This window comes from Nocardia albiluteola (assembly GCF_018860155.1).
Classification (GTDB): Bacteria; Actinomycetota; Actinomycetes; order Mycobacteriales; family Mycobacteriaceae; genus Nocardia; species Nocardia albiluteola.
The window spans coordinates 467,004-489,991 of sequence record NZ_JAHKNI010000005.1 but is presented as its reverse complement, the minus strand read 5'-3'; the positions used below and the strand labels follow the sequence as shown (position 1 = coordinate 489,991).

Below are 22,988 nucleotides of genomic sequence, written 5' to 3'. Positions count from 1 at the left end.
CGACACGATGTCTGCCAGCGGTGGCAAAAAGGCGATCTTCGCGGCGCTGAGCGCGAACGCGGGCATCGCGGTGGCGAAGTTCGCCGGCGCGTTCATCACCGGTTCGGGATCGATGCTCGCCGAGGCGGTGCATTCGCTCGCCGACACGGGCAATCAGGGGCTGTTGTTGCTGGGCCGCAAACGCGCCGAGCAGCAGGCCGACGAACGGCACCCCTTCGGCTACGGACGCAACCGGTACTTCTATTCGTTCGTGGTGGCGCTGGTGCTGTTCACCCTCGGTTCGATGTACGCGATCTGGGAGGGAATACACAAGATTCAGCACCCGGAGAAACTGAGCTCGCCGGTGGTGGCGGTCGTCATCCTCGCCGTCGCCGCGGCGCTCGAGGGCTACAGCTTCGCCACCGCGATGCGGGAATCGGCCGCGCTGCGCGGCGATACCGGCTGGTGGCGGTTCATCCGCACCTCACGCAATCCGGAACTGCCGGTCGTCATGCTCGAGGACACCGGGGCGCTCATCGGCCTGCTGATCGCGCTGCTCGCGGTGGTCCTGACGATGCTCACGAACGATCCGGTCTGGGACGGCATCGGCACCGTCGGTGTCGGAATCCTGCTGGGCGCCATCGCGATCGTGCTGATCGTCGAGATGAAGAGCCTGCTGATCGGCGAGGGCGCGACGCCGGATCAGGTGCGGGCGATTCGTGAGAACCTCGTCGACGGGGTCCGCATCGACCGGGTCATCCATCTGCGCACGGAATACCTCGGCCCGGAGGACATGCTCGTCGCGGCGAAGGTGGCGATCGTGCCGGGGCTGGAGATCGCCGATATCGCCGCCGCCATCGACGACGCCGAGGCCCGGGTGCGGGCGGCGGTGCCGGTCGCGCGGCTGATGTACATCGAGCCGGATCTGTATCGCACCCAACCGGCGGCCTGACCCGTCATCGTTGGCTCAGGATCGACGCTGATGCCGCAGGCGCGAGCGGCGGGCCAGGCTGCTACGGGGCCGCTTTCGGCGCGGTGCGCCGCAGCAGCGCAAGCGGATCCTCGGTGATGCCGAACCGTGTGTGCAGGGCGTGGCGGGCCGCATGCAGCCCCGACATGCCGTGCACGCCCGGTCCCGGCGGGGTGGACGCGGAGCAGAGGTAGACACCCGGCAACGGGGTCGAGTACGGATTCCAGCGCGGGGTGGGGCGGAAAATGGTCTGACGCATCGTCATTGCTCCCGCCGAGATGTCCCCGCCGATGTAATTCGCGTTGTAGAAGGGCATTTCGGCCGCGGTGCGCACGTGCCGGGCCAGGATCAGGTCCCGCACACCCGGGGCGAAACGCTCGAGCTGGGCGATCATGGTGTCGCTGACGTCGCGGGTCGAGCCGTTGGGCACGTGGGCGTAGGCGTAGAGCGTGTGGCCGCCCTGCGGAGCACGCGTGTCGTCGACGACATCGGGCTGCACGACCAGAACGTAGGGGCGGTCCGCATGATGTCCTGCGGCAACGGCCCTTTCGGCGGCGACCGCCTCGGCGCGGGTGCCGACCACGTGCAGCGTGCCGGCCGATGCGCACCCGGGCGCCCGCCACGGTACGGGGCCCGACAGCGCGAAGTCGACCTTGCAGGCCGCGCCGCCGTAGCGGACGCGGCCCAGCCGCGCGGCGTACCCCGCGGGCAACCGGTCACCGGCCAGGCGCAACAGCTCCGCGGGCGCGGTGTCCAGGAGAATCGTTCGCGCGCCACGGAATTCGTCGAGCGAATCGACACGGCTCCCCGTAACGATGCGGCCACCGGACTTCTCGATCTCCGCGGCCAGCGCGTCCGCGATCGCCTGGCTGCCGCCGCGCGGAATCACCCAGCCGTCGACGTGGGCGAGGCTGCCCAGCAGCAGCGCGACACCGGCGGCGGAGAAGGCCCGCGGCGGGATGATGGCGTGCGCGGCGATGCCGGTGAGCATCGCGGGGGCCACCTCATCGCGAAAACGCATGCCCCACAAAGGCGATGCCTGCTCGAGCAGGCGCAGCCCGAACCGCACGCCTGTCGCCGCGCGCAGGGGCGGATGCCGCAGATCCGACATCGCCAGCGCGACAAGCTCCTGCCATTCGCGCACGAGCGGCCCGAACAACCGCCGCCACGCCGCGCCGTCGCGCCCCAGCCCCGCGACCGTGCGATCCAGGTCGCGCCACGCCAGCCCCGCGCCGCCGCCGTCGAGCGGATGCGCGTAGGAGATCTCGGGCGCCAGCAGCTCCACCCCGTGCGCGGCAAGATCGAACGCCCGGAAGAACGGCGAGGCCGCCGCCATCGGGTGCGCCCCCGCACAGACATCGTGCCGATATCCCGGCAGCGTCAATTCCGCTGTGCGGCAACCACCTCCGACCGTCTCGCCGGCCTCGTGCACCTCGACGGCCAGGCCCGCCCTGGCCAGGATCACCGCCGCGGCCAGCCCGTTGGGCCCCGCTCCGACCACCACGGCGTCAACCATGTCAACCACGCTACAGCGCGGTTCCCCGCCACCCGATGCGGCAGCTCCCACGCGCCGACTGTGCCCGCGGGCGCACCTCCCTCCCCGTCAGCAATCACGGCATGGTTCCCCGCAGTCACCCGACGACCGGCGGCTCCCTCCGCGTCCAGTGCTCCACGAGAAGGGAAAGGCGCTGGTCACGAAAGCTCGGCCGCAGGCGGCCCTCCTGTTCCAGGGTGGCCAGGCCGTGCAGGGCGCTCCAGCCGACCTCGGTAGAGGTTTCCACATCATTCTCGCCCGCGAAGGGTGCGAACACGGCGGCCAGCTCGCCGAAGGCGTCCTGCAACGCCTGCGGCGCACCCGGTCCGAAGATCAGGTCCACCTTCTGTACGAACATTGCGTCGTAGAGCGCCGGGCTGCTGCGCGCGAAGTCCAGATAGCCGCCCGCGACCGCGGTCAGGGCCTGCTCGGGGGTGTCCGCCGCCTCGCGCAACCGGCGCGATCGGGCGGCCAGCTCGGTAAAGCCCTCGATCGCGACAGCGGCCACGATCGCGTCCCGATTGGCGAAGTGGCTGTACAGCACGGGCTGGCTGTACTCGATGGCGTCGGCCAGTCGTCGTATCGTCACCGCCTCCCAGCCCTGGGATTCGGCGATGTCGCGGGCGGTTTCGATGATCAGCTGATGTCGTTCAGCGCGCTGGCGCTCTCGACGGGTCTGTGTGGTCATGGCAGAATTCTAGCATCGCTAGACAAAGTAGCTCTGCACGTTCTAGCATTGCCTCATCACTTAGCACCGCTAGAAATTGGAGCGTCGACATGACTGTATCCCGCATCACGACCGGACTCGCCCTGATCGGCGCGGCCTTCATCCTGTACATCGGCGTCGGATATCTGGTCGCACCCGCGTGGATGGCGCACAGCTTCGGCCTGCCCGCCTGGCCGCACGGCCAGGCCGCCGCATTCATGAATCTCAAGGGCGTACGCGACGTCACCTCCGGCGTCGTCATCCTGGCGCTGCTGATCGCCCGCCAGCGGTTCGCCCTGGGCGTTGCCATGCTCGCCTTCAGCCTCACCCCGCTCGGCGACATGCTGACGGTCCTGACCCACCACGGCTCGGTGGCGACCGCGCTGAGCGTCCACTTCGTCACCGCCGCCCTGGTCATCCTCACCGGCGTGCTGCTGATCCGCGACAGCCGCACCGCGCCCACGGCCATCCCCCAGCCGGTCGCGGTTCCTGCCTGATCCCCTGAACCCGGCCGTACGGCCTGCCGCGCAGTCCGACCGCGCTTCCTCAAACCCGTAGCGGCACTTCCCGGGAACCTGCCGTGACGGCCGGTGGGGCAGCCGATCCGCCCAGCCCACCGCAATACCGATCACCATCGGCAGATCCGGGCTGGTGACGAAGAGGGCGATACCCTATACGTCCGTGGAGAACCGGATCCCGCCGTCGGGCAGGTCGACACCCGGCCAGATTCTCGCGCCGCGTAGTAGTTCGCAGCGGGCGCCGACATTCGCGCCGTCGCCGATCACGGCGTCGCGGACCAGCGCGCGGGGACCGATCCGGGCGCCGAAGCCGATGATCGAACGTTCCACCGTCGCACCGGCTTCCACCCGCGCGCCGTCGAACAGAATCGCACCGTCCAGGCGTGCGCCCGCGCCGACCTCGGCGCCGCGGCCCACGACCGTGCCGCCGATCACCAGCGCTCCGGGCGCGACGCCCGCGCCCGGATGCACCAGCGCCTCGCCGCGCTGACCGGGCAGCGCGGGCGAGGGGGCGATGCCGCGGACCAGATCCGCCGAACCGCGCACGAAGTCCTCGGGGGTGCCCATGTCGCGCCAGTAGGAGGTGTCCACGTGGCCCTGGATGTGCGCGCCCTCGGCCAGCAGCGACGGGAACACCTCGCGCTCCACCGACACCGGGCGACCGGTGGGGATCTTCTCGATGTATTCGCGGCGGAACACGTAGCAGCCGGCGTTGATCTGATCGGTCGGCGGGTCCTGGGTCTTCTCCAGGAAGGCGGTGACCCGGCCGGTGTCGTCGGTGGGCACGCAGCCGAACGCGCGCGGATCGCTCACCCGCACCAGGTGCAGTGTCACATCGGCATTGGTGGCGGCGTGCGTGTCGAGCACCGCGCCCAGATCGGTGCCGCCGAGCACATCGCCGTTGAACACCATCACGGTGTCCGCGCGCAGCTTGGCCAGCACGTTGCGGATGCCGCCGCCGGTGCCCAGCGGCTCGGTCTCGGTGACGTACTCGAGCTCGATCCCGAGCTCGGAGCCGTCGCCGAAGTGCTCCTCGAAGACCTCGGCCTTGAACGAGGTACCCAGCACGACGTGGTTGATCCCGGCGTCGGCGATGCGCGCGAGCAGGTGGTGCAGGAACGGCAGGCCCGCGACAGGAAGCATCGGCTTGGGCGCGGACAGCGTCAGCGGGCGCAGCCGGGTGCCCTGGCCGCCCACCAGGATCACGGCATCGGCCGGGGTGCCGCCATCGGACACAACGTTGTCCGCCATCAATCTCCCCTTGTCAGGTTCGGTCGGTGAAATCGTTGCGCTGCCGCGCGGTGGTCCCGGGCTAGTGCTGGGCGTCGCGGTTGCGCAGCGCAGATCGAACCGCAAGCCGGCAGCGAACCGCAAGTCCGGCCCGCAGCGCCAGCCGCAGCGGGGCCTGCCACCAGTGCGGATGCCGGTCGGCCTGGAAACGATATGCCGAGGCGTGGTGCGCGGGCAGCATCGTCTCGGGATGGCGCCCCGCGGCGTGCCCCTTCGCGTGCGTGACCTCGGCCGATGGCACGAATACATTGTGCCAGCCCGCCCGCCCCATGCGGTCGCCGAAGTCCACGTCCTCCATGTACATGAAGTAGCGGGAGTCGAATCCGTCGATGCTGTCGAAGGCCTCGCGCCGCACCAGCAAGCACGAGCCCGAGAGCCAGCCCACGGTGCGCTCGCTGATCTGCTCGTTGTCCTGGCGGTAGCGCTGGGTCCACGGGTTTCCCGGCCAGACGCTGCCCAGGATCGCGTGGCCGGCGCCGTCGAGCAGCCCGGGCACCGACCGCGCCGACGGGTACACGCTGCCGTCGGGCTCGCGCACCATCGGCCCCAGCGCACCCGCGCGAGGCCAGCGCTTCGCGGCCTCGAGCAGCGTGTCGATCGAATCGTTGCCCCACCGGATATCGGGGTTGGCGATGACGACGTATTCGATCTCCGGATCGATCTCGGCCACCGCCCGGTTGATCGCGCCGCCGTAGCCGATGTTGCCGCCCGTGCGCAGCAGCCGCACGTGCTCGTTCGCCTCGGCCGCTAATTCGGGAGTTCCGTCAGTCGAGCCGTTGTCAGCGAGAATGACCTGCGGCTTCTCACCGGTCGCCGCGGCCAGGGTGCTGATGAAATGCTCGAGGTGCTCGCCCGGCGAGTAGGTCACGGTGACGACGACCAGGCTGGGACGATCCGCATCCGAAGAGTTCACGCGGAGCAGCCTACTGGTGTATGCGCATGGTGAGCGAAGCGAGCGAAAAAATAGGCACAGCCGCCATCGCGCTCGCGCCGGAGCCGAGCTCTAGCAAGGTGGAGGCCCGGCGAGCGAAATAGGCACTGCCGCCATCGCGCTCATGCCGGAGCCGAGGGCTAGCGAGGTGGAGGCCCGGCGAGCGAAGCGAGCGAAATAGGCACTGCCGCCATCGCGCTCATGCCGGAGCCGAGCGCTAGCGAGGTGGAGGCCCGGCGAGCGAAGCGAGCGAAATAGGCACTGCCGCCATCGCGCTCGTGCCGGAGCCGAGCGCTAGCGAGGTGGAGGCATGAGCGCGTCGTCGAGCGCGAGCCGCCAATCGCGCAGCGGGGTGAGACCGGCGGCGGCCCAGGCACTATTCGACAGCACCGAATATGCCGGGCGCGGTGTGGAACTCGGATATTCCGCACTGGTGCAGGGGCGCACCCGCTCGGGATCGGCGCCGATACCGGCGAATACCGCGCGGGCAAGTTCGAACCAGCTGGCCGCACCGGCGTTGGTGGCGTGCAGGATCGCGGGGACCTCCCCGTCGCCCGCCCGGTCCGCCAGTTCCAGCAGGCCCGCGGCCAGATCGGGGGCGAAGGTGGGCGAGCCGATCTGATCGGCGACGACGCTCACCGTGTCGCGCTCGCGCTCGAGCCGGCGCATGGTGGCGACGAAATCGCGCCGATCGCCGGTGTACACCCAGGCGGTACGCACGATGTGCGCGCCCGGCGCCGCGCGCAGCACCGCGCGCTCACCGGCCAGCTTGGAGCGGCCGTAGACGGTGGTCGGTCCGGTCGGATCGCCGGGCTCGTAGGGCCGGTCGCCGGTGCCGTCGAAGACGTAGTCGGTGGAGACGTGAATCAGCGTGGCGCCCACCGCGGTACAGGCGGCCGCGAGCACGCCGGGCCCGGTCTCGTTGCGCGCGAACGCCGCCGCGGCATCGGTCTCGGCGTCGTCGACGGCGGTGTAGGCGGCGCAGTTGAGCACCACGTCTCCGGAGGACAGCACCGCGCGGACCGCCGCGTCGTCGGTGATGTCCAGTTCCTCGCGATTCAGTGCCAGCGCCCGCGGCGCCAGCGCGCGCACCGCCCGGCCGAGCTGCCCGCCCGCGCCCGTCACGACAAGTCGTCCCACGCGGCCAGTCTGGCACGCCGGGCCAGCGGTGGTTCAGGGGTGTATGCGGCCGCGTTGACTAGCCTCGTCTCAGGGGTGGATGCGTGTGTTTCGAATTCCGCGGGCAGGTCCGAAAGGAATGGAGCATTGCCGCAGAGCTGGACCGCAACGACGCCCCGCCGCCGATTAACTCAGGCCGGGCCCGCACGGCTGCTGACGGCCGCAGTCGCCGCAGTCGTGTTCGCCGTCACCGGATTCGGCTGGCACAGCATCGACAAGGTGATCGCGGGCATCGAGCGGATCAGCGACCTGGGCCTGGGCGGCCGCAGCGACGGCGCGACGGACATTCTGATGGTCGGCGTCGACAGCCGCACCGACGCGCACGGCAATCCGCTCACCCCCCGCGAGCGCGCGATGCTGCATGCCGGCGACGAGGTCGGCACCAATACCGACACCATCGTGCTGCTGCGCATCCCCAACGACGGCCGCTCGGCCTCGGCCATCTCGATCCCCCGCGATTCGTATGTCGACATTCCCGGAATCGGCATGGGCAAGATCAATTCGGCCTACGGGTCGACCAAGGAGATGACCCGGGAAAAGCTGGTCAACCAAGGGGTTTCGGCCGCCGACGCCGAACAGGAGGCCACCCGGGCCGGGCGGCAGGTGCTGATCAAGACCGTGGCGAATCTGACCGGCATCACCGTCGACCACTATGCCGAGGTCGGGCTGCTCGGATTCGCGCTGCTCACCGACGCGGTCGGCGGGGTCGAGGTGTGCCTGAACAATCCGGTCGACGAGCCGCTGTCGGGCGCGGACTTCCCGGCCGGCGTGCAGCGCCTCAACGGGCCGCAGGCGCTGAGCTTCGTGCGCCAGCGCCACGATCTGCCGCGCGGGGATCTGGATCGGATCGTGCGCCAGCAGGTGTACATGGCCTCGCTGGTGCATCAGACGCTCAGCGCGAAGATCCTCACCGACCCATCCCGGCTCGATGCGCTCAGCACCGCGGTCGGGCGCACCATCGTGCTCGACGACAACTGGGACGTGCTGTCGTTCCTGCGGCAGCTGCGGGATCTCACCGGCGGCACGGTGAAATTCCAGACGATCCCGGTGCAGGACCTCAACTCGATCCTCGACAACGGCCAGTCGGTGGTGCGGGTGGATCCCCCCGCGGTCCGCTCGTTCGTGGCCGGGCTGATCGACGGATCCGCTGCGGGCCCGGCCCCCACCCCGATCACCGTGGACATCTACAACGCCAGCGGGACCGCCGGGCTGGCCCGGCGGGTAGCACAGGCGTTGGCGGGCAAGGGTTTCCGCACCGGCACGGTGGACAACTGGATCGGCGGGCCGGTATCGACCAGCCGAGTGTCGTCCGGGCGCAGCTCCGATCCGAGGGCGGCGGCGGTGGCCAAGGCCCTGGGCGGGCTGCCGGCGCGGGTCGAGCCGGGGCTGGCGGAGGGGGCCGTGCGCGTGGTGCTGGCCGGTGACTACTCTGGTCCGGGCTCGGCGGGCCCGCTGTTCGACATGTCGGGAACCTCGGCCTCGGGCACCGCGACGCCGGTGCCGCCCGCGCCCCCAATCGACGCAGGCCAGAACGGACCGAAATGCGTGAACTGACCCGGACCCTCACCGACGCGATCCTGGATCCGATCCTGGACCGCGACCCCGCGGGCCCGCGCATCACCTACTACGACGATGCCACCGGCGCACGCATCGAACTGTCCGCCCTGACCCTGGCCAACTGGGCATCCAAGACCGCCAACCTGATTCGCGACGAGTTCGGCCTCATCCCCGGCGCCCGGGTCGCGGTGCTGCTGCCCGCGCACTGGCAGACCGCGGCGGTCCTGCTGGGCGCCTGGTGGGCAGGCGTCGAGGTGGTGCTGCGCCCCGACGACGACGCCGAACTCGCCCTGGTCACCCCCGATCGGCTGGACGAGGTGGACGGCGTCGCCGAGGTCGCGGCGCTGTCACTGGATCCGATGGGCATGCCGGTGCGAGATCTGCCGATCGGCGTCACCGACTTCGCCACCTCGGTGCGCGCCCACGGCGACCAGTTCCATCCCGGGGGCGCCGGCACCGCGCTGGCGGGCATGCCGGTCGGCGAGGTGCTGACCCAGGCCCGTGACTCCGCTGCGCACCAAGGATTTTCAGCCGCCGACCGAGTGCTGTCGAGCACGCCGTGGGACACCCCCACCAAGATCGTCGATGGCCTGGTCGCGGTGTACGCGGCCGGCGCATCCCTGGTTCAGGTCGCCAATCCGGATCCTGCAAAACACGAACACCGCATCAGTTCCGAACGCGTCACCCACGTCCGCGCCTGAACCTCAACGGGCACAACACCGCCGGACCGGCGAGCGTCCGGGACACAGTGTCGAAGCGGCCCTGTCACCCGTCGGCCGCCAGGCGGAAACGGATCGGCCGGTATCGCTCGGTGTACAGATGCTCACGGGCAGGTCGGCCGATCCAACTCAGCGACGATAGCGCCCGCCGACGCGGCGGGCCGCTGTGAACCGACCACGCCGCGCGGACGCCGTCACATTCGATTCGAAATGTGGCGACGCGACCACCGCGGGTGATCGGACCGACCCTCATCCATCGGCGCGCACGACGTTCACGCAGGCACCATTCTCGATTCGACGAAGGACCACCGAGCGCGTCGATCGGCGACAGTCGCAAATATCCGCAAGGTGGCCCAAATTTCCGCGGCTCGAGTCCGCCGGCCGCCCCGTACCAGCACCTGAGCTTCGTATCCGCTTGCAGGAATACAGCATTCGAAAATTTTCCGCTCGCCGCGCCCTTCCCAGCGGTGAACGCATGTTACGTTAGTCAGCGGTACGGTACAGCGATTCACGGCACGTAAATTACAGTGCCGTCATCTATCGATATATAAGCATTTCGGTGACCCTTCTCGGTGCACCCCTCCCCGTGATGTGTAGGTGAGCTATGCGTGTCGACTCGAGGGCCACAACCCTCCGCCCCCGCGAATGGGACGGCCTCGCCGCGGAAGTGCCCGAATACACCGTGTCGATCCGCTGGCTCGAGACCATGGGGCCGCTGCTGCCGGGCGAACCGCGGTGGCTGATCGTCTCGGTGGACGGACAGCCGAGGGTCGGATGGCATGCCCGCTGGCTGGAGTCTCCGCCTTCGGACGCCCGGTTCGACATTGCGGCCGTGCTGCGCGGCGACCTCCCGTCGCCGGAGCCGCGCACGGCCGCGGCACCGGCGCCCGACACCGCGACACTGTATCCGTCGGTAGTGGTGACCCTGCCCGGATACTCCTGCGCGGCAGCGGGTTCCGGCGCGTCGGACCCCGCGATACTGCGGGAAGCCCTGCACAGCGTGAACGCCTGGGCCGCGGCGCAGGGAGCGCGGTCGGTGTCGTTTCTGTACATACCGGAGCGGCAGGAACTCCTGCGCCAAGCCCTGATCGAGTACGGTGCGCGTCCGGTGGAGCTGTATCCGACCTGCGTACTCCCGGTGACCTTCGGCAGCATGGACGAATATCTGGGGCAGCTGCCGCGCCCACGCCGCAAGGGCATCGGGCGGCTGCTGCGTCGCCTCGCGGAGAGGGATATGACGGTCGGCGAGGTCGACCTCGCCGATGTCCGCGACGACGTGCTGGACCTGCGCCTCGACCTGCTGCGGAAGTACAACTCCGCGGCGGATCGTGATACCCAGTCCGCGGCGCTGGACCGGATGCTCGAGCACTACCCCCGCGAGGACATCGTGGTGACGGCGGTGCTGCGGGCCGGTCGGGTCGTCGGCTTCACCCACGGGCTGCGGAACGGAAACACGTTGCGGCAGTTGTGGTGCGGACACCTGCCCGAGGCATACGGCGCCTACTTCGTGACGCTCTTCTACACGCAGGTCCGGGCCGCGCTGGAGCGCGGCATCGAGCGCATCGACTACGGCACCCTCGAGTGGGGCCTGAAGACCGACCACGGCTCCCGGCTGGAGCAGCTATCCGGCTACACGTGGACGGTGACGGGCGATGAACGGTAGCCGGCTGTTCCTGTTCGGCCAATCGGTTTCGCTGCTCGGCGACGGTCTTGCCATCCTGGCCATTCCGCTGCTGGTGTTGCAGCTGACCGGCAGTGCGGTGCTGTCGGCGCTGGCCGCCGCGCCGCGCGCGATCGGCTATCTGATCGCCGGACTGCCCGCGGGTCCGCTGGTGGATCGCGCCGATCCGTGGCGGGTGCTTCTCGCCGCGGACGCGGTGCGGATGACGGTCTTCCTGCTGCTGGCCCTCGCGGTGGCGGTGCACGGCTGTCCGGTGGCGGTGATCCTCGGCGTCGCCTGCATCACCGGGGTGGCCGGGGTGTTCTTCGAGACCGCACTGACCGTTGCGGTGCGCGACCTGTACACCGGAGCTCCGCTCCTGCGCGCCAACGGATTTCTGGAGACCTCCGGACAGCTCTCGCTCGTGCTCGGTCCCGCCGCCGTGGGTGTGCTGGTGGCACAGGCAGGCCAGCAGGCGGCGTTGCTGGCCAATGCCGGGACGTTCGCGGTCTCGCTGGTGACGGTGTGGCGGACATACCGCAGGATGCCGGCCGCGGAATTCGACCGCGCCACACCGCCTGTGAGCGCCGCGCACCCGGCGATCCACGGCGCGCGGGTTTTCGGCTCCGTAGGCGCCGAATTCCGGGACGGACTGCGGTATTTGGTGACCTCACCCGTCGTCGCGGGCATCACGCTGCTGCAGACGGCGACCGCCCTCGGGCTCGGCGCCGAGACGCTGATCCCGTTCTTCGCCCGCGAACGCCTCGGAGCATCCGCGGTGCTGGTGGGTCTCGCGGTGGCCGGGGGCGGGGTCGGCGGGGCACTCGGTGCGCTCCTCGCGGCCGCGGTCGGGCCGCGCCGGTCGCCGATAGCGACCTGCCTGACGGGCACGGTGCTCATGGCCGTCGGGCTGGTGCTGGTGGGCCTGTCCCCCGGCGTGCTCTGGCTGGCCGCCGCCAACGCGCTGCTGGCGGGGGCCTGCATGGTGGTGGTCGTCGTGATTCGGACGCTGCGCCAGCGGGTGGTGCCGCGGGCGTTGCTCGGCCGGGTGACCAGCACGGCCCGGTCGCTCGTGCTCGCGGCCTCGGTGGCGGGCACGATGCTGAGCGGCTTGCTCACCCGGGTCAGCGGCGGCGATCCCCGCCCGGTATTCGTCGGCGCCGCGGTCTTCGTCGCGGTGTCCACCGCACTGGTGTGGCTCGGTGTGCTCGGCCGCACCGATCGCCGAATCGACACACTCGACAGGAGCAACCGATGCGCCGTCCCCACATCCTCGTGATCCACCGCTCTCGCGGTCCCATCGCCCCGTATCTCGAACGCATCGATCACACCGTCCACACCGTGACCTATGTCTGCGCCGCACAGGTTCTCCATCGCATCCCGCGGCACGCCGCGGCCGAGGTCGTGGTCTTCGACGGGCACGAGCCGGTCGACGACGCGGTCCGCGGACTCATCGGTCGTCACGGTGTGCCCGAACGCCTCGTGGCGATCAGCGAAACGGATCTGCTGACGGCCGCGCAGCTGCGGGCGGAGTTCGGCATCGCCGGCGATCTTCCAGCGCATGCGCTGCCGTTCCGGGACAAGCTGGTCATGTACGACACGGTCGCGGCATCCGGGGTGCCGGTGCCGGCGTACGGCAACGTGAACTCGGTCGACGATGTCGCGGAATTCGCTCAGCGGCACGGGTTTCCGGTGCTTCTCAAGCCGCGGCTGGGCGCGGCCAGCCTGGGCATCGTACGGCTTTCCGCCCCCGCCGATCTCGCCGGCCTCTCGGATCTGGACGGCGAACCCTTTCTCGTCCAGCGCTTCTGCCCCGACGAGACCGGATCCATCGACGGGGTCTGGACCGGCTCCGAACTCGGGCCCTGGCGGGGTTCCCGGTACATCCACAGCTGCCTGGACTTCGCCAACGGCGAACACAGCTGGGGCACAGTCGATATCGACGATCACTCACTGAACGAGCAACTTGCGACATTCGCGAGTGCGGTACTCACGGCGCTGAGCACCGGTGTGCCGACGGTGTTCCATCTCGAACTCTTTCTCGGACCGGCCGATGCGCCGCGTCTGCAGCTGCTCGAGGTCGCAGGCCGGATTCCGGGGGCCGAGGCCACCCATCTGTGGCGCGAGGTGCACGGATACGACCTGGTCGGCACGGCGATCGACATTCAGATGGGGCGACGCCCGGCAGCACGTCCGCTACCGGACGGACCAGTGGCGGGCCAACTCCTGGTACGCCCGCGCGTCCGTCCGCCGTGCATGGTGACAACCGCTCGGCTCGATGTCGCGCCGGATCATGCCCCCTACCACAGTGCGATACCGACTGTCGGACATGCGATCACCGAGACGGAAGGCTACGTCGGCATCGGCGCGAGTTTCCGATTCCGCGGCGACAGCTCGCACACCGTCGCCGCGGCCATCACGTCCACCCTGTCCGGGTTCCGAATGGACTGTGCCACCGCCGAATTCACTGCGGAACTGCCCGAGCCACAACCACGGTGAGCGTGAAAGAAGAACAAAATGTCCATCTCACCTCAGAACTCGGGGAAGCTGCGGCCCGGTATCAACACTCGGCAGCTGACGATGATCGGCATCGGCGGCGTCATCGGCGCCGGGTTGTTCGTCGGCAGCGGAAAGACGATCTCCTCAGCAGGTCCGGGAATCGTGCTGGTCTACCTGCTGACCGGCATCGTGGTGATCCTGGTGATGCGCATGCTGGCCGAGCTGGCCACCGCCAACCCCGAGACGGGCTCGTTCTCCAGCCATGCGTCCCGGGAACTGGGCACCTGGGCGGGTCTGTCCGTCGGGTGGGTCTACGCCTATCACTGGTGCATCACAGTCGCTTTCGAGTCGATCGCCGGCGCGGCCATCGCGCGCCAACTGCTTCCCGGGCCACCGACATGGTTCTACGCACTGCTCTTCATGAGCGCGCTGACCGCGGTGAACCTGGCCGCGGTGAGCTCCTTCGCACGATTCGAATTCTGGTTCGCGCTGATCAAAGTCACCGCGATCGTGGTGTTCATCGGCATCGGCATCGCAGCGATCGCCGGCCTGTTCCCCGATCGTCCTGCACCCGGAACGACGAATCTGCTCGGGCGCGGAGGATTGTTCCCAAAGGGGTACACCGTGCTCCTGACCGCGGCGCTGACGGTGTTCTTCTCGTACTTCGGTACCGAGCTGGTGACCATCGCCGCCGGTGAGGCGAAAGATCCGGCGCGGGAGATCCGTACGAGCATGCGCAGTGTGGCCGGGCGAATTCTGCTCTTCTACGTCGGCTCCGTTTTCGTCATTGTCACGCTCCTGCCATGGAATTCGGCGCAGGTCACCGAGAGCCCCTACGCCGCGGTCCTGAACCTGCTGGGTATTCCCGGCGCGAAGACCATCATGAATCTGATCGTGCTCACCGCGGTGCTTTCGTGCCTGAACTCGGGGCTGTATGCCTCCTCACGGATGCTGTATTCGCTGGCACAACGGGGTGAGGGACCCCGGCTGCTGCGTCGGACGAACCGCGCCGGGGTACCGGTTGCCGGTGTGCTGGCCGCATCCAGCGCCGGATTCCTTGCCGTGGTGGCGAATTACTTCCTGCCCACCGGCACCGTATTCAATTTCCTGCTGAGCTCGTCGGGGTCCATCGCGGTCGTGGTCTACCTGTGTATCTGCGCGACGCAGATCCGCAGCCGCCGCTGCCGGACGCCGGAACAGATTGCGACGCTGACCGTTCGGATGTGGGGTGCGCCGTACCTGTCCTACGCGGTCGGCCTCGTGCTGGTCGTCGTGATCGCGGGGATGGCGTTCACCGGCAGCACCCGGAGGCCGCTCGTGCTGACGCTCACCGTCACCGGCATCGCCGTTGTCGCGGGCGTCGTTCAGCAGCGGCGACGCTCCCCGAAAATGCTCGCGGTGACAGCCGAAGCGCCGCGTGACGACTAACGATTTCAGGAGAAGCTCCATGAAGCTCTTTACCGGAGACCGGCTCGAAGAGTTGGCACGGCGCCGTGGGCTGCCCGACGACTATCTGCGGGACCTGCGGGTCGTGTCGGCCGTGCTGCCCTTCCGGGTCAACGACTATGTTGCCGACGAGCTCATCGACTGGTCGGCCGTACCCGACGATCCGATCTTCCGTTTGACCTTCCCACATCGAGATATGTTGCCGCCCACCGTGTTCACCTCTGTGGCGGAGCTGCTGGCTGCGGGCGCCTCGCGCGATGTGCTCACCAAAGCGGCCGCGACGGCGCGACACACATTGAATCCGCATCCCGGTGGTCAGATCCAGGAGAACGTGCCGGTTCTGGACGGGCATCCGGTTCTCGGCCTGCAACATAAATACCGGGAAACGGTGCTTGTCTTCCCGTCTCAGGGACAGACCTGCCATGCCTACTGCGGATATTGTTTCCGCTGGGCGCAATTCGTCGGCACGGAGACCCGGCAGGCGCTATCGGCCCCGGACCGCATGGCGGGATACCTGCGCCGGCATCCGGAGGTGACGGATGTGCTGTTCACCGGTGGCGACCCGATGATCATGCGCACCGGCGTATTACGCCGCTGGATCGAGCCGTTCCTCGCGACCGATCTCGAGCACGTCGCCACCCTGCGATTCGGGACCAAAGCACTGTCGTATTGGCCCGCCCGCTTCACCACCGACCCCGATGCGGACGACCTGCTCCGCCTGCTGGAGCAGTGCGTCGCGGCAGGACGGCACGTGGCGGTGATGGCCCACTTCTCCCATCCGCGGGAACTGCAGACCACGGCGGTGCAGCGGGCCATCGCACGGGTGCGGAACACCGGCGCCGTGATCCGGTCCCAGGCCCCGCTGGTCGCGCACGTCAACGACGACGCCGACACATGGGCACAACTGTGGCAGCACTGCGTGGTGGCCGGGATCATCCCGTACTACATGTTCGTCGAGCGGGACACCGGCGCGCGCAGCTACTTCGAGGTGCCGCTGGCGCGTGCCCTGCGCATCTACGTGGACGCCGTCTCGCAGGTCTCGGGGCTGGCTCGCACCGCCCGCGGCCCGGTGATGTCGACCACTATCGGCAAGGTCGTGCTCGACGGCGCCCCGGTCGTGCACGGTGAACAGGTCTTCGCGCTGCGCCTGCTCCAGGCACGCGACCCGAAACTGGTCGGCCACCAGTTCTTCGCGCGATACGACCCCGGCGCACACTGGTTCGACGACCTCGAGCCCGCGTTGGGCAGTGAGATTCCCGGGCGCCCAAACGATCCGGTAATGACGGCCGGTGCCGAACCCATGCTGGACAGCTTGGGTCGACGCGCGTGAGCGCGCTATGACTCGGAAGCTCGGCGCAGCAGTAGAGCGCGTTCGGCGTCGTTGTGGGTCAGTTCGGCGGCACGGGTGAATTCGGCTCGGGCCTCGGCAGTGCGACCCAGGCGGGTCAGGAGGTCGGCGCGGACGGCGTGCAGGAGGTGGTAGTCGCCCAGGGGTTGGGCTACCGCGTCGGCCAGTTCGAGGCCGGCGGCGGGGCCGTGCAGCATGGCGACGGCTACCGCCCGATTGAGTTCGATGATGGGGGACGGGAAGCGTTGCGCCAGAACGGCATACAGGCCGGCGATGCGGCGCCAGTCGGTGTCCGCGGGGGTCGGGGCCATGGCGTGGGCGGCGGCCACGGCGGCCTGCAGGGTGTAGCGGCCCGGGAGCAGGGCGCGCCGGCGGTTCAGGGCGTGCGCGTGGCCCAGGGCCGCGAAGCCACGGCGGATGGCCAGGCCGTTCCAGCGGGCGCGGTCCTGGTCGGCCAGGAGCACCACCTCGCCGCCAGCTGCGCCGCGGGCCCGGATCCGGGAGGCCTGCAGCTCCAGCAGCGCGGCCAGGCCGTGCGCCTCCGGTTCGTCGGGCAGCAGCCCGGCCAGGATGCGCGCCAGGCGCACCGCGTCCTCGCAGAGTTCGGCGCGCACCCAGTCGGCCCCGGAAGTGGCCGAATAGCCCTCGTTGAAGATCAGGTAGATCACCTCGAGCACCGAGTCGAGCCGGGCGGTCAGCTCCGCGTCCCGTGGCACCTCGTAGGGAACTGCCTCGGCCGCGATCGTGCGCTTGGCCCGCACGATCCGTTGCGCCACAGTAGATTCCGACACGAGATAGGCGCGGGCGATCTCCGCGGTAGTGAGGCCGCCCACCATCCGCAGCGTCAGCGCGGCCCGCGCCGGGGCGGACAGCACCGGATGGCAGGCGGTGAAGATCATCCGTAGCAGGTCGTCCTCGAGGGGATCGTCCTGCGACGCAAGCTCGTCCGGCCCCGGCTGCTGCTCGGTCAGCAGGTCGTGACCGAGCAGCGCCAGCTTGCGGGCGAAGACGCCGTCGCGCCGGATCCGATCGAGGGCACGGTGTTTCGCGGTGAGCATGAGCCAGCCGCCCGGATTCGGCGGCACCCCGTCGCGCGGCCACTGCTCCAGCGCCGCCACGTACGCGTCCTGGGCCAGTTCCTCCGCGGTCGCGATATCGCCCGTCACGCGGGTGAGACCGGCAACCAGCCGGGGCCATTCGATGCGCCAGGACGCCTCCACCGCGCGCCGAGCCACACCCTCGCCCGCCGCGGCCTGCGACCGGCCCTGCTTCGCGCCGCTCACAGGTCGCGGCTCACGCCCGCGCCGCACGGACCCTGCGCCTGTGCGCACGCCGCGAAACGGGCTGCGACACTTGCTCGCTCACCGCACTCGTGCAGGCCTGCCCCGCGCCCGGCGTGAGCGGGGCGCCCCGGTCCGTGATTCGCCCGAAGCTCCCTCACGCGGGCTCGTCGATCTCCCGCACCTCGACCCCGATCTCCCATTCCGGGCCGTGGATCCGCAGGAACCGCGACGCCCACTCCACCGCCTCCTCCTTCGTGCGGGTCTGCAGCAGGCAGTAGCCGCCGATGATCTCCTTGGACTCGGTGAACGGGCCGTCGATCACGGTCTGCACACCCTTGGACTGCTGGATCCGGGTCGACTCCTCGGTCGACCGGAACCCGGCGGTGTCCAGCAGCACACCGGCCTTGGTCATCTCCTCGATCAGCTCACCCATCTGAGACATCAGCGCCTCGTCCGGGCCGCCCTCGGGGGCGAGCGCGGGATCGAGCCGGATCAGAACCATGGAACGCATCGTCGTACTCCCTTTCACGCGATCCGGTAGCGGAGGTAGACCGCGCCGGAGGCGAACGCCTTCGATTCGACCAGATCCAGGTCGAGTTTCGTCTTGTCGAGGAACAGCGGCGTGCCGCCGCCGAGGATCACCGGGTGCACCACGATCCGGAATTCGTCGATCAGGCCCAAATCGACGAACGAGTGCACCAGCGTCGGGCTCGCATAGATCATCATCGTCTCGCCCGGCCCCGCCTTCAGCGCATGCACCTGCGCCGCGACATCGGAGCCGATGACGCGGGCGTTGTTCCAGCCGGCCGTCTCCAGTGTCGTGGAGAAGACGATCTTCTCCACGGTGTTCACCCAGGCGGCGTGCGCCCGCTCGTGCGGGGTGGCATCGGGGTTCTGCGGCACCGCCGACCAGTATTCGCGCATCCCCACGAATGTCTCGCGCCCGTATACCGCGGTGCCGACATCGGCACGGATGTGCGCGTCACCGTAGTCGCTGAGCTCGTCACTGTAGGCCCGGTGGGTGAATCCGATAGCTTCGAAACCCGCCCCCTCGTTCGAGGCCACGTACCCATCCAGCGTCATGTGTTCGAACGCAACCAGTTTGCGCATCACCCTGTCCTGTCTGTCGTAGTGAACGGGCCCGTGCGGACCCTCGCCTACACCTCGAACGGCGTCACGTGAATTCGACACGATCGAGACGATTATCTTGTGAACTGGCTCACACCGCCGAGTCTCCGGTGTGTCCTACCCCGGTAGGGGGGAGGCTCCGACCGCGGGACGTTTCCGCGCGTGGCGTGCCTGCGTACGGTGGATAACGACCGGGATGAGACGACATGGGGATAACGATGAAGCCGCGATACTGGTTTCGGTGGATGTCGGCGCAGGGTGTGCCGCGCCTGGCGATGAAGGCGTATGCCCGCCGCGGGGATCCGCTGGCCCAGCTGTTCGGCGATCCCGCGGTCGCCGCCGACCCGTACCCGGTGATCGAATCCATCCGCGCCCGCGGGCCGCTGATTCGCAGCCCCCTGGCCTGGGTCACCGTCGAACACGAGCTGTGCCGGGCGATGCTGCGCGATAGCGACATGGGTGTGCGCGCGGCGGAGAATATGGATCTGCCGCGGCCGATGCAGCGCCTGCGCGACCGCGCGCCGCTGCCGCCCAATCCGGTCGAGCCGCCCTCCATGCTGGTCATCGACCCGCCGGCGCACAGCAGGATGCGGCGGCCGGTCTCGGCGGCGTTCACGCCGCGGGCGATCGGACGGCTGCGCGACCGCGTGGAGACCGTCACCGAGGAGCTGCTCGGCGCGCTGCCGGCCGGCGGTTCGGCGGATCTGGTGTCCGACTACGCCGCCCAGGTGCCGATCGCGATCATCTCGGAGATTCTGGGCTTCCCCGACGACGCGCGCGACCTCTTCCTGGGGTGGGGCGACGCCATGACACCGCTGCTGGACACCGGGCTCCCGTGGGGCTACTACCGCGACGCGGTCGCCGCCATATACGAGATGAACGACTACGCCGAGGCGCACCTGGCCCGCCTGCGCGCCACGCCCGGCGAGGACATCCTGTCCACCCTGGTCAGCTCGGGCGAACTCGACGACCACGAGCTCAAGGCCACCGCGAGCCTGCTGATGGGCGCGGGCTTCGAGACCACCGTCAACCTGATCGGCAACGCCATCGTGCAACTGCTCGCGCATCCGGAGCAGCTGGCCCGCCTGCGCGAGGAGCCCGAGCTGTGGCCCAACGCCGTCGAGGAGGTGCTCCGCTTCGACGCACCCGTGCAGAACACCGCCCGCGCCACCCTGAAAGAGGTTGAGTACGCGGGCATCCGGCTGCGCGAGGGCGTCATGGTCGCGCTGTCGCTGGCGGGCGCGAACCGCGATCCGAAGGTATTCGAGAATCCGAACACCTTCGACATCACCCGCGCCAACGCCAAGGAACATCTGACCTTCTCCACGGGCATCCACGCCTGCCTCGGCGCGAGCCTGGCCCGGATGGAGGCCGTGCACGCCCTGCGCGCACTGTTCGAGCGCTTCCCCGACCTGACGCTGGCCGGGCCGCCGCGCCGGCGGCCGCTGTTCACGCTGCGCGGCTACAGCCACATGCCGGTGGCGCTCGGGCGCCGCGCCGAACACGCAGCGCGGCTCGAGGCGAACACGCCCTAGCTGAAGCCGACGACCTGATCGCCCCAGGCGGTGTACAGGTTGTGGTCGGGGTCGTCCACGACGTGGTCGACGGCATCGATCACCAGCGTGGTGCGGGTGGCCTCGCGGTAGGGCGGCCAATGCTTGGAGCCGTCCAGCGCCGCGGGCACACCGTGCTCCGCGAAAGCCAGCCAGCGGCGCATCATCCGGCCCGAGATCTCCATCGCCGTCTTGCGCCCGCCCAGCCAGAATGTCGGGTCGTGATTGAGGGTGCCGAAATTGCCGAAGACATACGGCAATTCGGTGGCGTGCCCGGCGCCGACCCGGGCCGCCTTCAGCATCGGGGTGGCCTGATCGAATCGGTACATCCAGGTGCGGGTGTGCCGGGAGTGCGCGTCGGCGACCCAGTGCGAGGGCATCCGGAACGCGGCGTCGGTCGACATCGCCAGCGCCCCGCGCGATGTGCTCAGATCCGGATAGGCCGAGGTGATCTCGGCGATCCGCTCGGGAGACAGCTCCGGATGGTCGGCGGCGACGCCGTTCAGCATCGCGTTCACCGCATCCGGGGTCACCGGCATGATCGGCGAGCGGAACAGGCGGAACAGCGAGGCCTCGTCCCGGTTGGTGCCTATCATCAGCGGCACCCGATGCGAGCGGCCCTCCTGGAAGCGGTCAGCGGGATAGGTGGGCAGCAGCTCACCGTCCACTACCGGCGCGGCGGCGAGCCGGCCCGGCGACTGCAACGGCACCTCGTCGAGCAGGATTCCGGCCGCGTCGACGATCCGCTCCAGCGGGCACTCGAGCAGCTCGTGCGCGCGCTGCGGCGGTAACTCCAGCAGTTCCAGGAAGCGCCGCGCGACACCCGCGGCCCGCTCGGGTCCGAAAACCGTGGTGGCCGGCGGACTCTGGGCGATGGCCTGATGGAACAACCCGGCGGCCGGGGGCGAGGTGAGCAGGGCGGTGACGCAGCCGCCCCCCGAGGACTCGCCGAACACGGTCACATTGCCCGGGTCGCCGCCGAATCCGGCGATGTTGTCGCGCACCCATTCCAGGGCGGCGATCTGGTCGTGCAGACCCAGATTCGGCACGAAATCGTGTCCCAGCGAGGATAGGTCCAGGAAGCCCAGCGCGCCGAGGCGGTAGTTCACGCCGACCACGACAACCCCGCCGGTCTCGACGAGCTTGCGGCCGTCGTAGATGGACTGCGCCGCGGTACCGAGGCAGTAGGCGCCGCCGTGCAGCCACACCATCACCGGGCGCGGCTCGTCGCCGGCGATTGTGCCGGTTGTACCAGGCCCCGCGGGCGCCCAGACGTTCACCCACAGGCAGTCCTCACCCATCCGCAATCCCGAATCGACCGGCACCATCGTGCCCATCGTCTGCGGGGCGATCTCGCCGAATTCGGTGCAGTCGCGCACCCCCTCCCAGGCCGCGGGCGGCTGCGGGCGGCTGAATCGTTTCGGACCCGACGGCGGGGCCGCATAGGGGATGCTGCGCCAGATGTACACCGAACCGTCGCTCAGACCGCGCACCGCTCCCGCGGTGGTCCGTACGACGAGGGCGGGGTCATGAGTAACCAACCCGGAGGCAAACTCTGTAGTGCTCATGCTTCCGCCTCGCTGGCGCTCGGCTCCAGCATGACCACTAGAGTGGCTGCGCTTTTGATTCGCTCACTCATGGCTTCGGCACCTCCTCACACTCTCTACAACGAGAGTACGTCCGAGACATTGTCCGACAGCGAGGTTGGATCCGCGGCGGGCGTCAGTCCCGATCGATGTGACCAAGGTCCCGGTTCGGATCGATCCGGTCGCGCACGCGCTGCTTGAGTAACGCAATATCGGGGAACCCGCCGTCGGACTTGCGTTCCCAGATCTGCTCGCCCTCGAGTGTGATGCGGAAGACTCCCCCGGCCCCCGGGATCAGCGCAACCTCCGACAGTTCGGTGCCGAAGGTGCTCAGCAGTTCCTGAGCCATCCAGCCCGCTCGCAGCAGCCAGCGGCATTGGGTGCAGTACTCGATCGCGACTCGTGACATGTCCGAACCCTACGTCGGCCCGGATTATGCCAAGGAGCTCATTGTCAGCAAATCCTCCGCTTCCTCAGGCCGTTACTTCTTCGAACGGTATTTGCGGCGACCGGGACGGGCAACAACCTCGTGGAGCCGCAGTCGAATCGTTACATCGCGACATCACCGTCCAGATAGCGCCATGCGCCGTCGACCTTGGCAAATCTGCTGCACTCGTGCAGCGAGCCGCGGCCGCCCGCATCGCGATAGTGGGCGCGGAACTCGACGACGCCGGTGTCGTCGAACGGTCCGCCGGATTCGGTGCGCAGAATCTCCAGCATCATCCAGCGCTGCCCGGGATCGAGGTCCACCCGGGCGGGCCGGGTGCGGGGATGCCAGGACTCGAGCAGATAGGCGGCGTCCCCGACGGCGAACGCGGTGTACCGGGAACGCATCAGGGTCTCGGCGGTCGGCGCCGGGCGGGATCCGTCCAGGCGCGGGCCGCAGCACTGCCCGAAGACTTCACCGCTGCGGCAGGGACACCGATCGTCATCCGTCCGCCGACCATCCCCGATATGCATCGTTCGATTATCGGATACGGGCGGCCCCGGAGGACCGCCCGGTTCACCGACGAACTCTTACAGCATTCCGAGCAGGCTGATGACATTGATCAACGCGGCGCTGGCGTTGGCCACCAACGCCGAACCGGTGTTGAGCAGACCG

The 22,988-nt window shown here is 69.1% G+C and carries 21 protein-coding genes; 10 read left to right on the top strand and 11 right to left on the bottom strand.

Features of this window, described 5'->3' with window-relative positions; genetic code table 11:
- The first annotated feature begins 7 nt into the window (after positions 1-7).
- Entirely contained in the window at positions 8-931 is a 924-nt protein-coding gene (locus KO481_RS18105; RefSeq protein ID WP_215918319.1) for a cation diffusion facilitator family transporter, read from the top strand.
- A 61-nt stretch (positions 932-992) separates the two neighbouring features.
- On the opposite strand, the gene KO481_RS18100 is transcribed toward KO481_RS18105, so the two are convergent.
- Positions 993-2,465, bottom strand: coding sequence for a phytoene desaturase family protein (locus tag KO481_RS18100; RefSeq protein WP_215918318.1), 1,473 nt, complete (start codon positions 2,463-2,465; stop codon positions 993-995).
- A gap of 115 nt (positions 2,466-2,580) precedes the next feature.
- On the bottom strand, positions 2,581-3,171 hold the full coding sequence (locus tag KO481_RS18095) for a TetR/AcrR family transcriptional regulator (protein ID WP_215918317.1): 591 nt from the start codon (positions 3,169-3,171) through the stop codon (positions 2,581-2,583).
- 89 nt (positions 3,172-3,260) lie between these two features.
- Between KO481_RS18095 and KO481_RS18090 the strand changes: the two genes are divergently transcribed.
- Complete coding sequence (locus KO481_RS18090; protein WP_215918316.1) at positions 3,261-3,686, top strand: DUF4267 domain-containing protein; 426 nt, start codon at positions 3,261-3,263, stop codon at positions 3,684-3,686.
- A gap of 174 nt (positions 3,687-3,860) precedes the next feature.
- Here KO481_RS18090 and manB read toward each other — a convergent pair whose 3' ends face one another.
- The 3 genes from manB to rfbD form a co-directional block, all read right to left on the bottom strand.
- Positions 3,861-4,958, bottom strand: a complete 1,098-nt coding sequence (manB, locus tag KO481_RS18085) for a mannose-1-phosphate guanylyltransferase (protein ID WP_215918315.1) — start codon at positions 4,956-4,958, stop codon at positions 3,861-3,863.
- 61 nt (positions 4,959-5,019) lie between these two features.
- Positions 5,020-5,910: a glycosyltransferase family 2 protein gene (locus tag KO481_RS18080; RefSeq protein WP_215918314.1), complete on the bottom strand. Its 891-nt coding sequence runs from the start codon at positions 5,908-5,910 to the stop codon at positions 5,020-5,022.
- Between the two features lie 312 nt (positions 5,911-6,222).
- Positions 6,223-7,068 carry a dTDP-4-dehydrorhamnose reductase gene (gene rfbD, locus KO481_RS18075; protein ID WP_215918313.1) on the bottom strand — a complete coding sequence of 282 codons (846 nt, stop codon included), beginning with the start codon at positions 7,066-7,068 and terminating at the stop codon, positions 6,223-6,225.
- A 126-nt stretch (positions 7,069-7,194) separates the two neighbouring features.
- On the opposite strand from rfbD, the gene KO481_RS18070 reads away from it, so the two are divergent.
- From KO481_RS18070 to KO481_RS18040, 7 genes are all read left to right on the top strand, one after another.
- Positions 7,195-8,661: an LCP family protein gene (locus KO481_RS18070; protein WP_215918312.1), complete on the top strand. Its 1,467-nt coding sequence runs from the start codon at positions 7,195-7,197 to the stop codon at positions 8,659-8,661.
- Positions 8,649-9,365 (top strand): TIGR03089 family protein, encoded by a 717-nt coding sequence (locus tag KO481_RS18065; RefSeq protein WP_215918311.1) that lies wholly within the window; start codon positions 8,649-8,651, stop codon positions 9,363-9,365. Before KO481_RS18070 ends, KO481_RS18065 begins: the two co-directional genes overlap by 13 nt.
- A 622-nt stretch (positions 9,366-9,987) precedes the next feature.
- Positions 9,988-11,046, top strand: a complete 1,059-nt coding sequence (locus KO481_RS18060; RefSeq protein WP_215918310.1) for a GNAT family N-acetyltransferase — start codon at positions 9,988-9,990, stop codon at positions 11,044-11,046.
- Complete coding sequence (locus KO481_RS18055) at positions 11,036-12,322, top strand: MFS transporter (protein ID WP_215918309.1); 1,287 nt, start codon at positions 11,036-11,038, stop codon at positions 12,320-12,322. Before KO481_RS18060 ends, KO481_RS18055 begins: the two co-directional genes overlap by 11 nt.
- The gene (locus KO481_RS18050; RefSeq protein ID WP_215918308.1) at positions 12,298-13,542 is read left to right on the top strand and encodes an ATP-grasp domain-containing protein; all 1,245 of its coding nucleotides are present in this window, start codon (positions 12,298-12,300) and stop codon (positions 13,540-13,542) included. The genes KO481_RS18055 and KO481_RS18050 overlap by 25 nt, the downstream gene beginning before the upstream one ends.
- Before the next feature lie 18 nt (positions 13,543-13,560).
- Positions 13,561-14,970, top strand: a complete 1,410-nt coding sequence (locus KO481_RS18045; protein WP_215918307.1) for an amino acid permease — start codon at positions 13,561-13,563, stop codon at positions 14,968-14,970.
- Between the two features lie 19 nt (positions 14,971-14,989).
- Positions 14,990-16,318, top strand: coding sequence for a KamA family radical SAM protein (locus tag KO481_RS18040; RefSeq protein ID WP_215918306.1), 1,329 nt, complete (start codon positions 14,990-14,992; stop codon positions 16,316-16,318).
- Positions 16,319-16,323: 5 nt separating this feature from the next.
- On the opposite strand, the gene KO481_RS18035 is transcribed toward KO481_RS18040, so the two are convergent.
- From KO481_RS18035 to KO481_RS18025, 3 genes are all read right to left on the bottom strand, one after another.
- Positions 16,324-17,619, bottom strand: coding sequence for an RNA polymerase sigma factor (locus KO481_RS18035; RefSeq protein ID WP_308166661.1), 1,296 nt, complete (start codon positions 17,617-17,619; stop codon positions 16,324-16,326).
- Positions 17,620-17,773: 154 nt separating this feature from the next.
- Positions 17,774-18,130, bottom strand: a complete 357-nt coding sequence (locus KO481_RS18030; protein ID WP_215918305.1) for a YciI family protein — start codon at positions 18,128-18,130, stop codon at positions 17,774-17,776.
- A 14-nt stretch (positions 18,131-18,144) separates the two neighbouring features.
- Entirely contained in the window at positions 18,145-18,729 is a 585-nt protein-coding gene (locus tag KO481_RS18025; protein WP_215918304.1) for a dihydrofolate reductase family protein, read from the bottom strand.
- A 236-nt stretch (positions 18,730-18,965) separates the two neighbouring features.
- Between KO481_RS18025 and KO481_RS18020 the strand changes: the two genes are divergently transcribed.
- Positions 18,966-20,282 (top strand): cytochrome P450, encoded by a 1,317-nt coding sequence (locus KO481_RS18020; protein ID WP_215918451.1) that lies wholly within the window; start codon positions 18,966-18,968, stop codon positions 20,280-20,282.
- Here KO481_RS18020 and KO481_RS18015 read toward each other — a convergent pair.
- From KO481_RS18015 to KO481_RS18005, 3 genes are all read right to left on the bottom strand, one after another.
- Positions 20,279-21,868: a carboxylesterase/lipase family protein gene (locus KO481_RS18015; RefSeq protein WP_215918303.1), complete on the bottom strand. Its 1,590-nt coding sequence runs from the start codon at positions 21,866-21,868 to the stop codon at positions 20,279-20,281. The genes KO481_RS18020 and KO481_RS18015 overlap by 4 nt on opposite strands.
- A 154-nt stretch (positions 21,869-22,022) precedes the next feature.
- Positions 22,023-22,295: an Rdx family protein gene (locus KO481_RS18010; RefSeq protein WP_215918302.1), complete on the bottom strand. Its 273-nt coding sequence runs from the start codon at positions 22,293-22,295 to the stop codon at positions 22,023-22,025.
- 140 nt (positions 22,296-22,435) lie between these two features.
- The gene (locus KO481_RS18005) at positions 22,436-22,846 is read right to left on the bottom strand and encodes a YchJ family protein (RefSeq protein WP_215918301.1); all 411 of its coding nucleotides are present in this window, start codon (positions 22,844-22,846) and stop codon (positions 22,436-22,438) included.
- Positions 22,847-22,988 lie beyond the last annotated feature (142 nt).

Coding starts and splice junctions, on each gene's coding strand:
- KO481_RS18020 (WP_215918451.1), top strand. CDS start 18,966: ATGAAGCCGCGATACTGGTTTCGGTGGATGTCGGCGCAGGGTGTGCCG.
- KO481_RS18005 (WP_215918301.1), bottom strand. CDS start 22,846: ATGCATATCGGGGATGGTCGGCGGACGGATGACGATCGGTGTCCCTGC.
- KO481_RS18105 (WP_215918319.1), top strand. CDS start 8: ATGTCTGCCAGCGGTGGCAAAAAGGCGATCTTCGCGGCGCTGAGCGCG.
- KO481_RS18045 (WP_215918307.1), top strand. CDS start 13,561: ATGTCCATCTCACCTCAGAACTCGGGGAAGCTGCGGCCCGGTATCAAC.
- manB (WP_215918315.1), bottom strand. CDS start 4,958: ATGGCGGACAACGTTGTGTCCGATGGCGGCACCCCGGCCGATGCCGTG.
- KO481_RS18055 (WP_215918309.1), top strand. CDS start 11,036: ATGAACGGTAGCCGGCTGTTCCTGTTCGGCCAATCGGTTTCGCTGCTC.
- KO481_RS18065 (WP_215918311.1), top strand. CDS start 8,649: ATGCGTGAACTGACCCGGACCCTCACCGACGCGATCCTGGATCCGATC.
- KO481_RS18060 (WP_215918310.1), top strand. CDS start 9,988: ATGCGTGTCGACTCGAGGGCCACAACCCTCCGCCCCCGCGAATGGGAC.
- KO481_RS18050 (WP_215918308.1), top strand. CDS start 12,298: ATGCGCCGTCCCCACATCCTCGTGATCCACCGCTCTCGCGGTCCCATC.
- KO481_RS18025 (WP_215918304.1), bottom strand. CDS start 18,729: ATGCGCAAACTGGTTGCGTTCGAACACATGACGCTGGATGGGTACGTG.
- KO481_RS18095 (WP_215918317.1), bottom strand. CDS start 3,171: ATGACCACACAGACCCGTCGAGAGCGCCAGCGCGCTGAACGACATCAG.
- KO481_RS18015 (WP_215918303.1), bottom strand. CDS start 21,868: ATGAGCACTACAGAGTTTGCCTCCGGGTTGGTTACTCATGACCCCGCC.
- KO481_RS18040 (WP_215918306.1), top strand. CDS start 14,990: ATGAAGCTCTTTACCGGAGACCGGCTCGAAGAGTTGGCACGGCGCCGT.
- KO481_RS18100 (WP_215918318.1), bottom strand. CDS start 2,465: ATGGTTGACGCCGTGGTGGTCGGAGCGGGGCCCAACGGGCTGGCCGCG.
- KO481_RS18090 (WP_215918316.1), top strand. CDS start 3,261: ATGACTGTATCCCGCATCACGACCGGACTCGCCCTGATCGGCGCGGCC.
- KO481_RS18030 (WP_215918305.1), bottom strand. CDS start 18,130: ATGCGTTCCATGGTTCTGATCCGGCTCGATCCCGCGCTCGCCCCCGAG.
- KO481_RS18010 (WP_215918302.1), bottom strand. CDS start 22,295: ATGTCACGAGTCGCGATCGAGTACTGCACCCAATGCCGCTGGCTGCTG.